At 44.4% G+C, this 13,779-nt stretch carries 12 protein-coding genes and 1 tRNA gene; 11 read left to right on the top strand and 2 right to left on the bottom strand.

The features are described from left to right. The first annotated feature begins 52 nt into the window (after positions 1 to 52). The 8 genes from gpAD87_RS16830 to gpAD87_RS16795 all read left to right on the top strand — a co-directional run bounded on the left by gpAD87_RS16830 (position 53) and on the right by gpAD87_RS16795 (position 8,859). On the top strand, positions 53 to 1,246 hold the full coding sequence (locus gpAD87_RS16830; RefSeq protein WP_064639304.1) for a methyl-accepting chemotaxis protein: 1,194 nt from the start codon (positions 53 to 55) through the stop codon (positions 1,244 to 1,246). Positions 1,247 to 1,464: 218 nt separating this feature from the next. Beyond that, the gene (pstB, locus tag gpAD87_RS16825; RefSeq protein WP_063568101.1) at positions 1,465 to 2,220 is read left to right on the top strand and encodes a phosphate ABC transporter ATP-binding protein PstB; all 756 of its coding nucleotides are present in this window, start codon (positions 1,465 to 1,467) and stop codon (positions 2,218 to 2,220) included. Positions 2,221 to 2,283: 63 nt separating this feature from the next. After that, complete coding sequence (phoU, locus tag gpAD87_RS16820; protein ID WP_063568102.1) at positions 2,284 to 2,943, top strand: phosphate signaling complex protein PhoU; 660 nt, start codon at positions 2,284 to 2,286, stop codon at positions 2,941 to 2,943. Between the two features lie 220 nt (positions 2,944 to 3,163). Next, the gene (gene polA, locus gpAD87_RS16815; RefSeq protein WP_064639302.1) at positions 3,164 to 5,818 is read left to right on the top strand and encodes a DNA polymerase I; all 2,655 of its coding nucleotides are present in this window, start codon (positions 3,164 to 3,166) and stop codon (positions 5,816 to 5,818) included. Positions 5,819 to 5,934: 116 nt separating this feature from the next. Then, positions 5,935 to 6,765: a DNA-formamidopyrimidine glycosylase gene (mutM, locus tag gpAD87_RS16810; protein WP_064639300.1), complete on the top strand. Its 831-nt coding sequence runs from the start codon at positions 5,935 to 5,937 to the stop codon at positions 6,763 to 6,765. 154 nt (positions 6,766 to 6,919) lie between these two features. Then, positions 6,920 to 7,693 (top strand): manganese efflux pump, encoded by a 774-nt coding sequence (locus tag gpAD87_RS16805; protein ID WP_064639298.1) that lies wholly within the window; start codon positions 6,920 to 6,922, stop codon positions 7,691 to 7,693. A 9-nt stretch (positions 7,694 to 7,702) separates the two neighbouring features. Further along, entirely contained in the window at positions 7,703 to 8,299 is a 597-nt protein-coding gene (gene coaE, locus gpAD87_RS16800) for a dephospho-CoA kinase (RefSeq protein ID WP_064639296.1), read from the top strand. Continuing rightward, positions 8,296 to 8,859 (top strand): lytic transglycosylase domain-containing protein, encoded by a 564-nt coding sequence (locus tag gpAD87_RS16795; protein WP_064639294.1) that lies wholly within the window; start codon positions 8,296 to 8,298, stop codon positions 8,857 to 8,859. The genes coaE and gpAD87_RS16795 overlap by 4 nt, the downstream gene beginning before the upstream one ends. A 107-nt stretch (positions 8,860 to 8,966) precedes the next feature. Here gpAD87_RS16795 and gpAD87_RS16790 read toward each other — a convergent pair whose 3' ends face one another. Beyond that, positions 8,967 to 9,188, bottom strand: a complete 222-nt coding sequence (locus tag gpAD87_RS16790; protein ID WP_053783555.1) for an alpha/beta-type small acid-soluble spore protein — start codon at positions 9,186 to 9,188, stop codon at positions 8,967 to 8,969. A gap of 115 nt (positions 9,189 to 9,303) precedes the next feature. On the opposite strand from gpAD87_RS16790, the gene nrdR reads away from it, so the two are divergent. Both nrdR and gpAD87_RS16780 read left to right on the top strand, forming a co-directional pair. Next, a complete protein-coding gene (gene nrdR / locus gpAD87_RS16785; protein ID WP_064639292.1) occupies positions 9,304 to 9,771 on the top strand; it encodes a transcriptional regulator NrdR in 468 nt (155 codons plus the stop codon). A gap of 184 nt (positions 9,772 to 9,955) precedes the next feature. Continuing rightward, positions 9,956 to 10,028 (top strand) — tRNA-Ala (locus gpAD87_RS16780). 191 nt (positions 10,029 to 10,219) lie between these two features. Here the strand turns inward: gpAD87_RS16780 and gpAD87_RS16775 are convergent. Then, a complete protein-coding gene (locus tag gpAD87_RS16775) occupies positions 10,220 to 11,347 on the bottom strand; it encodes a site-specific integrase (protein WP_064639290.1) in 1,128 nt (375 codons plus the stop codon). A 325-nt stretch (positions 11,348 to 11,672) separates the two neighbouring features. Here gpAD87_RS16775 and gpAD87_RS16770 point away from each other — a divergent pair, with 325 nt between their 5' ends. Next, positions 11,673 to 13,520: a hypothetical protein gene (locus gpAD87_RS16770; RefSeq protein WP_064639289.1), complete on the top strand. Its 1,848-nt coding sequence runs from the start codon at positions 11,673 to 11,675 to the stop codon at positions 13,518 to 13,520. Positions 13,521 to 13,779: the final 259 nt, after the last annotated feature.

Genomic DNA, 13,779 nt, shown 5'->3' with positions numbered 1-13,779 from the left:
CTATAAATCCCACCTCAGGACGGAGCTCATACGTAAAGGAGATTGCGCATTTATGCCCATGTTGCTCGAAGTGAAGCCCGACCAGCCCGAAGAAATGATAAATACGCAACAGGAACAAGTTGTAGCTCCCATGGGAGAACAAAAAGATGAAGATGAAATTGGGGTCACCAAAGAGAATGTAATCTCATTACGGGACTATTGCCGTCAAATACCTGTAGTTGACGTTCACACTACCTGCGGGGAAGCGGCAAGTCTTCTCAATCAGGATCAGGAATATCCGTGTATTGTATTATGTGATGATCACATGCAGCCATTAGGTTTGTTGATGCGAGAGACTTTATACCGAATGTTGAATGGACGCTTCGCGGCAGATCTCTTTTATCGGAAGCCGGTTGTACACGCAGCGGACTCTTCTCCTGTTATTGTCGATGTGCATGCAGAAGCGACCGCGATTATTGACATCGCTCTTGCACGCAGTGAGCAATATTTCTACGATTGTTTGATCGTTACAGAAGAAGACCGATTGCTGGGTGTGTTGACAATGAGGGATGTTATGTCCCTTTCCCGTAAACTGCAGCATGTGGCTTCGGAAGAACGTGTACATATTATTACACAGAGCAGACAGGAAATAACGAGAATCAACGACTCCGTCACCAAACTCGTTCAAGCAGCTCGAAAAACGGGGGAAGAAGCGTCTCAGATCATGCAGTTGTCCGGACGGGGAGCGAGCAGTCTCAGTCAGGTTGATGCTTCCTATAACCGTGTATATCAGCATATGGAGGGTCAGCAGAAGCATGCGGATGACATGCTTCGCTCCATCGATATGGGTTCAGGGATGGCACGTTCCATTCGTTCATTGGCTGACCAAAGCGGCCTGCTGGCTATGAATGCTTCCATTGAAGCGGCACATGCCGGGGAGTACGGACGAGGGTTCCAGGTTGTTGCTGGTGAGATTCGCGCCCTGGCCAAACAGACCCGTGAGGTTGCGGGAACGATGTCCTCTTTGTTGGATGATATCGGAGGTTTGACCAAGCAGACGGTAGAATTGGTGAGAGCAAGCGCAGCAGAGATCAACAGCAGCTCCGTTCATGTAAACGAAGGAGGGGCTGCATTCACACAGCTGAACACGGCTGTAGCGGGCCTGTCCCATATCGCAGAGGATATTGCGATGGAAGGCAAAACGGCTGGTGAATTGGCAGACCACATTCGGGAGAGACTGGAAGATATGGTCCAGGCGGATGACTAAATGAAGGTAGGATGGACATCATTCATACACAATGATCGGATAGGAGGGTCGTGGGTGTGAAAGATGTCTCTTTTTACATTCCGTTAACATGAAAGTGATACTGTTTTTACAATGAGAGGGTAGGATATTATAGATGACCGAGAGCCAAGTTCAATCATTGGCATCGGTCTACGTAAGGGAATCTGGTTGTCCCTGCCGCGAAGGAGAAGTGAACATCCATGAAGGACCTCATTCACATTGAAGGACTTAATTTATACTATGATACGCATCACGCGCTTAAAAATATATCGATGGACCTGCCGGAGAAGACAGTTACCGCGTTTATCGGTCCGTCGGGCTGTGGTAAATCGACCTTGCTTCGTACATTGAATCGGATGAATGACATGATTCCAGGCGTACGTGTGGAAGGACAAGTTATGTTGGACGGTTCCGACATTTATAGTAATGAGATTGAAGTAGAGACGCTGCGCAAGCGGGTCGGAATGGTATTTCAGCAGCCTAACCCTTTTCCAAAATCGATCTACGATAACGTGGCCTACGGACCACGACTTCACGGGGTGACGCAAAAAGCCGAACTGGATCGTTTGGTTGAGCAGAGTCTTGTTCATGCTGCACTGTGGGATGAAGTAAAGGATGTGCTCAAAAAATCGGCACTCAGTCTCTCTGGTGGACAACAACAGCGCCTCTGTATTGCACGTGCTCTGGCCGTGCAGCCTGACGTACTGTTGATGGATGAAGCAACGTCTGCACTTGATCCAATCTCAACGCTCAAAATTGAGGAACTGGTCAAGGAATTGCACCACAAATACACAATTGTAATGGTAACCCACAACATGCACCAAGCTGCTCGTGTATCGGGTCGTACGGTATTTTTCCTGAACGGAGAAGTGGTGGAGGCAGCGGATACAGAAACGTTGTTCTCCACACCGCAAGATTCCAGAACCGAGGATTATATATCCGGACGGTTCGGATAAGCTAGCTGAGTTCGAACGATCCCGGCGTGTCCGGAGATGATGGATAAGGAGGACATGGAATCTATGATTCGCAGAAGAGAATTTGATCAGGAGCTTGAGGAACTGCGCACACTGCTTCGGCAAATGGGTGAGCATGTTGGCACAGCGTTGGATGGTGCTATTGAAAGTTTACAGACGATGGATGCCGAGAAAGCTCAGGTCATCATCAAGAATGATGCGAATCTGAATGCCCTGGAAGACAAGATTATGGAACTGGGTTCCAAGCTCATCATTACACAACAGCCGGTAGCGAAGGATTTGCGACGCATTATTGTTGCCTTCAAAATCTCAAGTGACTTGGAGCGTATGGGTGACCTTGCGCTGGATGTGGCCAAAGTGACCCTTCGTATGGATGGGCAGGAGCTCATTAAACCGCTTGTGGATATTCCAAGAATGGCGGAAATCGTGAAGTCCATGATTGAGGAATCCATTGAATCCTTCCTGAAAGAAAATACGGATCTGGCCTACAAAATGGCTCAGACCGATGATCAGGTTGACCAATTGTACAGTCATATGATCAGTGACCTCTACTCGTTTATGACAGACCATCCAAATAAGGCTTCCCAAGCGATGCTCTTGATGTTGGTAGGACGTTATATCGAACGGATTGGTGACCACGCAACAAACATTGGTGAGAGCACGGTGTATCTGGTAACAGGAAAACGCCCTGATTTGAATCAATAGGTAACCGTTTTTAGTGGAATTGGGGTATTATTCGTAGCGAAATGAAGGGACTTTCTCTCGGGCGGCCTGTGAACAGGTCATCCGCGGAGGGAGTTCCTTTTTTTGCAGGCCAGATCATGGCCTATAAAGATGACTAATTTTTTTGTTGTAACAGGTGTGTATGGTATCATGAGAGTAGATGTGATTGAAGGATTGACCATACGATACGCGAGGTGCTGGAATGGACAAGTTTATTCTTATAGATGGAAATAGCATTATTTACAGGGCGTTTTTTGCAATGCCACCGCTAACTAACTCGAAAGGCTTGCACACCAATGCGGTGTACGGCTTCACCACGATGCTGCTGCGCTTGCTGGAAGAGCATAAACCGACACATGTGATGGTGGCATTTGATGCAGGCAAAGTTACGTTCCGACACGAAGGTTACCAGGAGTATAAGGGTGGTCGGGAGAAAACACCACCGGAGTTGTCTGAGCAATTTCCGCTGTTGAAGGAGCTGCTTCAGGGCTTCGGGATTGCCCAGTTTGAGCTTGCAGGATTCGAAGCAGATGACATTATCGGAACATTAACGAAACGTGCGGATGAAGCCGGAAGACAGGTTCTCGTTGTGTCAGGTGACAAAGATATGCTGCAGCTTGCCTCTGAGCATGTGCATATCGGGCTTACGCGCAAAGGGGTAACCGAGATTGAGTTATACGATCCCGCTCAGATTAAGGAGCGCTATGGTCTGACCCCGCTGCAAATCATTGACCTCAAAGGTCTGATGGGCGATGCGTCCGACAATATTCCGGGCATTCCTGGTGTTGGAGAGAAAACGGCTCTGAAGCTGCTGCACCAGTTCGGTTCGGTTGAGGAAGTTCTTAACGGCACAGGTGAGCTAAAGGGCAAAATGAAAGAAAAGATTGAGGCTCACGCCGAAGACGCACGTATGAGCAAGCAGCTTGCCACGATCCACCGTGAAGTTCCATTGGAACAAACTTGGGAAGATATGCAGTTCGCCGGGTTAAAAGAGGAGCTGGCAGGCCCAGCTTTGGCCAAGCTAGAATTCAAGTCTTTGCTTGAACGCCTGTCATTCCGCGCAAGTGTAGTTTCTGAACAGGAAGCCGTTCCAGCTGCCGCGGTAGAATCCTCCATTGCAACAGAAGAAACGATTAGTGAACTATTCGGCTCACTCGAATCCATTGATGTGCTGCATGTGGAGACACATGGTGATAACCCCCATCAGGCGAAACTAATTGGACTTGCTGTTGGTTCAGCCGGAACCTATACATTCCTGTCTCCCGAATTGCTTCAGTCTGATGTAGCTGCCCCAGTACGAGAATGGCTTGGCAATACAGAACAACCCAAGCGCGGTTATGATCTGCATCGTGTTGATCTGGCACTGCATGCGCATGGAATTGAGTTTGCTGGAGCGTCCTTTGATGTGCAGCTGGCTGCCTATTTGCTTGATCCGACCGAATCAAATCAGACGATAAGTGGCCTGACCACGAAGTATGGTCTGCCTTCCCTTGTGGAGGACGATACGGTTATGGGCAAAGGTGCAAAATACAGGGTGCCTGAGGCGGATATACTGGGCGATTTTCTGTGTCGCAAAGCGGCGGCAGTAGCAGCCATTATTCCACTCCAGGAGCAGGCGCTGGAGAGCAATGAGATGAACGCTCTTTTCCATGAACTGGAGATGCCGTTGTCACGTATTCTTGCAGATATGGAGAAACAGGGCATTAAGGCTAATACGGCAGATTTGCAGGCATTGGGTAGTGAGTTCGAAGAAAATATCAGCAGGTTGATGGCGGAAATCTACAAGCTTTCCGGCACGGAATTCAATCTGAATTCACCGAAGCAGCTGGGTGAGATTTTATTCGATAAACTCGGTCTGCCTGTAGTGAAGAAAACAAAAACAGGATACTCTACGGATGCCGAAGTATTAGAAAAGCTGGCACCCTATAATGATGTGGTCAAGCATATTCTGCAATATCGTCAACTTGCCAAGTTGCAGTCCACATATGTAGAAGGACTGCTCAAAGAGATTTCAAATAAGGATGGCAAGGTGCATACGTATTACCGTCAGACGATCGCGGCTACTGGACGTCTGAGCAGCCAGTTCCCGAACTTGCAGAACATTCCGATTCGGATGGAGGAAGGTCGTAAAATCAGGAAGGTATTTGTTCCTTCCGAGCCGGGCTGGTCCATTTTGGCAGCAGACTATTCGCAGATTGAACTGCGCGTCCTTGCACATATTTCAGATGATGAGCGGCTGAAGGAAGCTTTTGTCCAGGACATGGATATCCATACGAAGACGGCCTCAGATGTGTTTGGTGTGAAGCCAGAAGAGGTGGATGGAGACATGCGTCGTTCTGCCAAGGCGGTTAACTTCGGGATTGTATATGGCATCAGCGATTACGGCCTTTCGCAGAACCTGCACATCACGCGTAAGGAGGCGGCACAGTTCATTGATCAATACTTCGAAGTATTCCAGGGTGTTCGCCGATATATGGATGATATTGTGAAGGAAGCCCGTCAGGATGGTTATGTCAAAACATTGCTGGAACGCCGTCGTTATCTGCCAGAAATCAATGCAAGCAACTTTAATCTGCGTTCCTTCGCGGAACGGACAGCGATGAATACACCGATCCAGGGAACTGCGGCAGATATCATCAAGCTTGCCATGGTACAGATGGATGAAGCACTGCGTGAACGCAAGTTGAAGAGCCGTATGCTGTTACAGGTGCACGATGAACTTGTATTCGAAGTGCCTGCGGACGAGTTGGAACTGATGAAAGAGCTGGTTCCTTCGGTGATGGAAAAAGCATTGGAGCTGTCGGTACCGCTAAAAGCGGAAGTTAGCTATGGAGAAAACTGGTACGAGGCTAAATAATAGATACCAAACGGGTTTTTCGTTATTTTACAAAATATTTTTCAACTGTTTTCGACACAACAGGGGGTCCCGCTGAGAGCCATCTTCCGTTATAATATAGGGGAGGTGAGAACATCATGCCGGAATTACCGGAAGTCGAAACAGTCAGAAGAACATTGAATCAACTTGTTGTTGGCAAGACCATTGACTCCGTTACCGTTAGCTTGCCGCGGATTATTCAGCGGCCGGACGACATAGATGCATTTGCAATGGAACTTAAGGGACATACCGTGATCGGTGTGGAGCGCAGAGGCAAGTTTTTGCGTATTTTGCTGGACGGGCTGGTGCTTGTCTCCCATCTGCGGATGGAAGGCAGGTACGGGGTGTACCAACAGCATGAGGAAGTGGAGAAGCATACCCATGTTATCTTTCACTTTACCGATGGTACAGAATTGCGTTACAAGGATGTCCGTCAATTCGGTACAATGCATCTCTTTAATGCAGGGGAGGAACTGGTATCCAAACCTTTGTTAAAGCTGGGGCTGGAGCCGCTTGATCCTGCGTTTACCGTAGCTGCATTTCGTGATGCTGTTGGCAAACGCACGACCAAAATCAAAGCCGTGTTGTTAAATCAGGCATATGTGGTTGGCATCGGGAATATTTATGTGGACGAGGCTCTATTTCGCGCAGGCATTCATCCCGAGACCATTGCCAAGACATTGACCGAAGCCCAGTTAACCGTGCTGCATGAAGCGATCGTGGTTACGCTGCAGGATGCGGTGGATGCAGGTGGTTCCTCCATTAAGTCCTATGTCAATGGACAGGGCGAGATGGGAATGTTCCAGCATCAGTTGAAAATATATGGACGCAAGTCTGAGCCCTGTGCAACGTGTGGCACATTAATCGAGAAGAGTGTAGTAGGCGGTAGGGGCACGCACTACTGTCCGAATTGTCAACCGCTGCTCTAAATCGTTGATGGGTTTGGCAGCATGAACGAAATCGTCAAATTGTAGCACCCTTGGATTCCTCCCTCCATATACTGATATGGCAGAAATAAGCGGGCGTATACCCATACTGGCTGCCGCCAGTTGGAACGAGTTCCGCACAGGGGAGGAATCCGGGGTGCTGCATCATTTTATTTCATTACTGGCGCTTGCTTTGGCGCTTAGTTTAGATGGTTTTGGAGTCGGGATTACATATGGGCTGCGGAGAACTAAAATTCCGCTGTTATCCATTGTCGTCATTTCCATCTGTTCGGGTCTGGTTATTGCATTATCGATGCAAGTAGGTGTGCTGCTGTCTCATGTCGTATCTCCGGACGTAGCTTCAATTGTTGGAGCGGTTATTCTGATCGGTATTGGCGCATGGTCGTTGCTGCAACTCATTCGAAAACGGGGCAAGGAACAGCTGGAAACGGACAATGGAGTGGGTGAGGGAACAGGAGCAGGAACAATCCGCAGTAGTACGCAAGCCTCACCAGAAGCTCAGTCGAAGGGCAGGAATCAGGTGCTCGCGCTTGAGCTTGAGCCATCTGCTTCTGGAGGATCTCTGGAACGAATGGTCTTTACACTTGAGCTGCGGAAGCTGGGTGTGGTTATTCAGATCCTGCGTAGTCCCTCGAAGGCGGATATGGATAACTCGGGCAGTATATCCGTCCAAGAAGCGATGTGGCTGGGTATAGCCCTTTCTCTGGATGCTTTTGGTGCAGGATTAGGGGCAGCATTATTGGGATTCCCGACTTTGTGGACAGCATTAGTTATTGCGTTGTTTAGCGGGGCATTTCTGTCACTGGGCATGAAGGTTGGATTACGCTTTGCTGCTCTGCGTTGGATGCGAAGATTATCTGTGTTACCTGCGCTTTTATTAATGTTTATGGGAATAATGAAGTTGTTGTGAGGTGAAATAATGAATATTGGCTTAACCGGCGGGATCGCGACAGGCAAAAGCAGCGTGTCCGCCTTTCTCGCCAGTAAGGGAGCGTTGCTCATTGATGCAGATGTTATTGCCCGGGAAGTAATGCTGCCCGGGCATCCCGTTTTGGCTGCGGCTGTTCAGCGGTTCGGACAAGCCATATTGAATGAGGACGGAACACTGGATCGGAAAAAGCTTGGCAGTATTGTTTTTCAGAATCCAGAGGAACGTAAGGCACTTGAGGCTATTACACATCCAGCGATCCGCAAGGAGATGCGCGAGCGCGCTGCTCTGTATGAGCTTGAACATCCGGAGAAGCTGGTCGTATCGGATATTCCATTGTTGTACGAGTCAGGGCTGGAGGATGGCTTCGAAGAAGTGATGGTTGTATATGTTCCGAGGTCTGTGCAGCGGGAACGACTGATGAGCCGGGATGGAATGACGGCGGAACAGGCAGATGCCCGTATAGACGTGCAGATGGATATTGAAGATAAGAAGCAGCGTGCTGACGTGGTTATCAATAACAGCGGCTTGTGGTCAGAGACGGAGCAGCAACTCATTTCATTTTTGCATCGTAAGGGCATAATATGAGATTGCTGCGTAAGAAACGGGTACTGTTGTTGATGTTTGTGTCTTTTGTATTGGTGCTGTTCCTGAATACCAATTGGATGTCATGGTTCTATCCGATTCATTATAAGGAAGAGATTCGGGCCCAGTCTCTGAGTTATGAGGTTGATCCGTTTCTCATCGCTTCCATCATCAAGGTGGAGACCAATTTTAAGACAAGCAAGGAATCCAAGAGAGGTGCCATCGGATTGATGCAGCTGATGCCTGACACCGCGAACTGGATTATGGAGCAAGCCAAAATTCCGGGCACCTCATTGGAAGAATTGAAGCACGAGCCTGAAAGGAATATCCAGCTGGGCACCTGGTATCTACGTAATCTGTCAGATCAATTTGACGGGAATGAAGCGGCTATGATTGCTGCTTACAATGCAGGTCCAGGTAAAGTGAACTCATGGTTAAGGGATGGCGTATGGGACGGTTCGTTCGAGGCGGTCAAAGATATTCCGTTTGGAGAAACCCGGCACTATGTACAACGCGTCATTTATTATTATAATCAGTATGTAAAGATCTATAATACGTTCTAAGATGAGATACTCTGGATTCATAGTCTAAAATAAGTAGAAGCACCGAGCAGGCCGGTTATTCACCGGCCGCTCCATGCTCCTCTGTGTACCGTATTACGATGCAGATATTATTGGTATTGACCTGCCAATTGCTGTTCTGCAATTGTTACCAGACGCTTCGTGATGTATCCACCGATCGAACCGTTCTCGTAAGAAGTCATGTTACCTTGGTATCCGTCTTGTGGGATGCTGATTCCGAGTTCTTGAGCAACTTCATATTTCAGTTGTTCGAGAGCTGCGGAAGCTTTAGTTACCACCAGGTTGTTGGAGTTACCATTGCTTTGTGCCATTGCTGTTCACCTCCTCGCGGTTGGTAAAAGTATTATGTGTCGGCAATACGATTTTCATAACTAAATGCATGCAGGCAATTTCTGGTAAAAAGTAAAACATGGGAAGTGATCTGATTTGAAATGTCCTTATTGCGCCTACCTGGGCACAAAGGTGCTTGATTCAAGGCCGGCCAATGAATCGAAATCGATTCGTCGTCGTCGTGAGTGTGAGCAATGTAGCCGTCGATTTACAACTTTTGAAATGGTGGAAGAAACACCGCTGATCGTCATCAAGAAAGATGGCAGTCGTGAGGAATTTAGCCGGGACAAGATTCTCCGTGGCCTGATTCGGGCTTGTGAGAAACGTCCGGTCTCTGTGGAGACACTGGAAATGATGGTATCTGAGGTAGAGAAGTCTCTGCGAAATACAGCCGATGCAGAAGTAGAGAGCCGTCAGATTGGCGAACTGCTGATGGAACAGCTGTTTCCAGTGGATGAAGTAGCCTATGTGCGCTTTGCTTCGGTATACCGTCAATTCAAAGACATCAATATGTTCATGAAAGAACTGAAATCTTTATTGTCCAAAGACGATAACGAGGATTAGTGAAACGGGTAAAAGGGGAAGAGCATTCTGGGGTTACCATCTGTGTGTTCCAGTAAAAAGGTTGTTCTTCTCCAATCACTTTAGCTTCAAGAAAAAGTTGTTGACAGCAAAAGCTGTATTTTATATGATATAGGAGTCGCCTGCGGAGCTTTGCAGAGTTGGACATGTTACATTCATATATTCTGGGGCCTTAGCTCAGCTGGGAGAGCGCATCGCTGGCAGCGATGAGGTCAGGGGTTCGATCCCCCTAGGCTCCATAACTAAAGAACCCGCTAAACACAAGGAATTCCGAGTGTTTGGCGGGTTTTTGCTATGAGAAATTGATTTGCTTTTACGGTTGTGGTCACACGAATGGTCACAGTGAAGATTTTTTTTTTGTTTTTTTGATTCAGTGACTCCAATGTAGCGCATAATATTGTCCAGAGTTACGGAAACATGTTGCGAACTATTATTCAGAACCGAATAACATTTCCCCATATTGCGAAGCGGTCTGTTTATGGACGATAGGTAAGACATGAGAGTACGTATCCAACGTTACTCTTATGTCTGAATGTCCGAGGATTTCTTTTACAATTTTAGGGTTAATGTTCCGGGCAAGCATGAGGGAGGCGACAGTGTGCCTGAGATCATGGAAACGAATCGCGGGAACATCTGCTTTAAATATGAGTCGATAAAAGCTGCGGAGCAAGTTGCGGGGGTTAAGTGGTTTCCCTGAACTTGTACAAATGACCAAGTCGTTGTCTTCGTAATCAAAATTAGCTGCAATCTTTTCCTTCTTATTGATTCTCTGTTGCTTTTTCAGTTCATGTATCAATCGTGATACCAACGTAATCGTTCTTGAACTTGATTTAGTTTTTGTGGCCTGAATTAAAACTTTACCATCGTGGCTTAGTGTCTGTCGGACTCGTAAAATACCCTCATCAAAGTCTATGTCTTTCCATCGGAGTGCAAGTATTTCAGATTGGCGCATTCCTGTCGTTAAAGCAAGCAGGAACGCGATGTAAAGCTTATCTTCTTGTGCAGATTTCAAGAATTTAGTCACTTCATCGAGGTTCCATACGTTCATTTCTTTGTGAGGGACTTTTGGTGCTCCTGCATCCACTGCGGGGTTATAAGCTATATATTTTCGCTTTACTGCGGTTATGAAGGAACTTTTAATGATTTTTTGAATGTCTTGAATAGAACGTTCTGAGAGGCCAGTCTGTTTCAATAAATGTACATAAAACTTCTCTATTGCAACCGTGGTAATTCGTTCCATTTCCTGGTTATTAAAATAAGGATTAATGTGATTCAAAATATTGGATTTATAAGTTCTATAGGTTACAGGCCTGAGGGTAACTTCTTTACTAGGTAACCATTCATTTTCGAGGAAGTCCACGTATTTCAAATTACTTTTCTTAACATAAGTACTCTCATCAACCTGTTGCAGGATTTTCCTCATTTCTTTTAAGGCTTCTTTTTCAGTCCTAAAGCCACGTCTTTTAATCTGTCTTCGTTTGCCGTCTTCATCTTTTCCAGCACTAACTACGAAGTACCATGTTCCTGTTTTTTCATCCTTATGAGCTTTCATTTGCATCTTTTAGACCTCCAATGTTCTGAACGCAAAATAGCAGGAAGTTAGCTCCTGCTCTGCTTTACATCATTGTTACTTGTTTAATGCTTTTTTACTTTGGGAGAATTTCGATTACATTCTACTATTCCTCATCAGAATTTTCTTTATCATTCCTTTCTGTCATACTCTCTTATATAATGTAGATTTGAAGCTGTCTCAGTTAGGAATACGATTTGTTACTTCAATTAAGAGTTTTATTGGAATTTCCGAATTAAAAGAGAAATAATATGATTTTATGTTAATTAATCGATATTTTTTACATATTATCATTAGATTACGGAGGCGCTTTATGATTTATAAGAATCAAAATAAAATTGAAGTTTTCAATTATTTCAAGAGGTTGTTGGAGAAAGTAGATGAATTTGATTTGAATGAGTTTGGTGAATTTTGCGTTTTGGAAAAAGGGGAAAGTAAAATAGTAGCTAACTTTTCTGTCATTCCAATTAAACGAGTGATGAAATTATCCGATAATGGAGAACCTTATCTGCATAAATTAGAAATGATAGGCTTAATAAATCAAGGTGGAATCAAAGAGAAACTTGCTCCATTTGAAGTTCTTTATAATGAATTAAGTAATGATAAATGGATTGCTAAAAATATCCCTTTGGGTTATTTCAACTTGCCTAGAAAATCTGCATATATTCATGTGCAAAGATTCATTTTAACAACTCTTCATTCCATAAAAAGCTTAATTGAATATGATAATCCGGGATGGCATTATCATGATTCTCAGTGGTTTTATTTGCATAGTGATGGAGTATTTGGACCTTTAAGTAATGTGTATACAACAGATAAAAATAGTTTAATTGAAACTGATGAAACTGTATCAACCAAGGAAGCATTTGCAACGAGCATAGAGATGCTGAATTTTGTTGATAAAAAATTATCTCATGCTTTATTAGGTTTTTTGTTGACTTCCATGATTACTACACCTTTAATGAAATCAAAAGTTTCGCCTAACTTTTCATTATGGATATATGGTCAATCTGGTACTGGTAAGACATCAATTTCTAAACTTTATACCCAAATTTTCAATCATGCGAAGATTGTGCATGTATACGATATGAAAAAGGATATCAAGGCTAATATAGCCGCGAAAGATAGTATTGCTATATATGACGATTATGGTACTGCTAAAACTACTCAGTCTAGTTACAGAGTAGATGAAAAAGTCGAAGAAATCATAAGAGCGATAGGGGACAGAGAAATGTCATCGAATTTTTCTTTTAATCCTGAAGGCATGGCGTTGTTTACAGGGGAGAAGTTCTTGGCTAATCAAAGTAAAAATGAATCTTCAGCAGCTAGGCTTATTAGAGTTAAAATGGATAATGTTTTCAATAGTAAATTATCAGAGAGTTTCAATTCTAGTAGAGCTAATCAATTTCAATATTATAGTTCGAAACCATTCCTCGCGACTAGCATTGCTGGATACTTAGAATGGCTTGCAACAGAAATGAATAACGATTTCCTCCAAAGATATACTGTTGATCTAGCATTAATAAAGAGTAAGTTATCAATACGGTCTCATCAACGTCAAATTGATAGTATTGCTCATTTGATTAATTCTTATAATTTCTATTTATCTTACGGTGTTGAAAAAGGATTCATTACACCTGAGCAGCAAGCAGACTTTAAAGATGTGGGGAGGAAAGTATTCATTGAATTGCTTGAAGATCAAAACAAAGTAATCTTAAGTACAGAAACGGAAGAGTTTTTGTTAGTTTTAAAAGCAGTTATTGAAGACGAGGAAATGCCTATACAAATTAAGGGTCGCGCTTTTGGCTATAGGTATAACGTAGAAACACTAGGGATATTAGATTTGGATAGCAAAACGCTCAGCTTAAGTTGGCAAACAGCGTATGATTTAGTTTCGGAGAGGATAACTTCTCAAAAAGAACGAAATTATGAATTTATAACGAATGTAATGTTAGGAAAGGCTCTGCGTGAAGCTAATATAATTTTGCCTGGTCCTAAGGGAGTAACAAAAGTTGTAAATGGACTAAAAGGGCGTGCACTTCAACTCAAAACTGAAGCAATTCCTGAAATAATAGAAAGCATTATCAGTATTAATGATAATTCACCTTATTTGAATAACTTGCGTCAACTTGAAGAGGAATACTCAAACTGGAACTATTAAAGATGTATTAACAGTAGTCTGTTGAAAGTGAAATGTGAGCCCGTAAAGACATTATTTTATCAATGTCTTTACGGGCTCTTTCTTGTAAATCTGAGATTATCATTGTGAATATCTTAACTGTTTAATTGAGGTTTATCAGACATGTATCTTTTTTCATTTTTTCAACAACACAAAAATAAGGTTGCTAAGATAACTATACCCTTATCTTACTTAGTATCTTCTAGCGTCCATAATTCTTATAAGTAGAGGGGAATATCAT

The organism is Paenibacillus sp. AD87, assembly GCF_001659845.1.
In the GTDB taxonomy this organism is placed as follows: domain Bacteria; phylum Bacillota; class Bacilli; order Paenibacillales; family Paenibacillaceae; genus Paenibacillus; species Paenibacillus marchantiae.
The sequence above is the reverse complement of the archived record's forward strand: the minus strand, read 5'-3'. Positions and strand labels throughout refer to the sequence as shown.

Bases quoted from the DNA above. Each gene is read 5' to 3' on its own strand.
- gpAD87_RS16830 (WP_064639304.1), top strand. From the start codon at position 53: ATGCCCATGTTGCTCGAAGTGAAGCCCGACCAGCCCGAAGAAATGATA.
- pstB (WP_063568101.1), top strand. From the start codon at position 1,465: ATGAAGGACCTCATTCACATTGAAGGACTTAATTTATACTATGATACG.
- phoU (WP_063568102.1), top strand. From the start codon at position 2,284: ATGATTCGCAGAAGAGAATTTGATCAGGAGCTTGAGGAACTGCGCACA.
- polA (WP_064639302.1), top strand. From the start codon at position 3,164: ATGGACAAGTTTATTCTTATAGATGGAAATAGCATTATTTACAGGGCG.
- mutM (WP_064639300.1), top strand. From the start codon at position 5,935: ATGCCGGAATTACCGGAAGTCGAAACAGTCAGAAGAACATTGAATCAA.
- coaE (WP_064639296.1), top strand. From the start codon at position 7,703: ATGAATATTGGCTTAACCGGCGGGATCGCGACAGGCAAAAGCAGCGTG.
- gpAD87_RS16795 (WP_064639294.1), top strand. From the start codon at position 8,296: ATGAGATTGCTGCGTAAGAAACGGGTACTGTTGTTGATGTTTGTGTCT.
- gpAD87_RS16790 (WP_053783555.1), bottom strand. From the start codon at position 9,188: ATGGCACAAAGCAATGGTAACTCCAACAACCTGGTGGTAACTAAAGCT.
- gpAD87_RS16775 (WP_064639290.1), bottom strand. From the start codon at position 11,347: ATGCAAATGAAAGCTCATAAGGATGAAAAAACAGGAACATGGTACTTC.
- gpAD87_RS16770 (WP_064639289.1), top strand. From the start codon at position 11,673: ATGATTTATAAGAATCAAAATAAAATTGAAGTTTTCAATTATTTCAAG.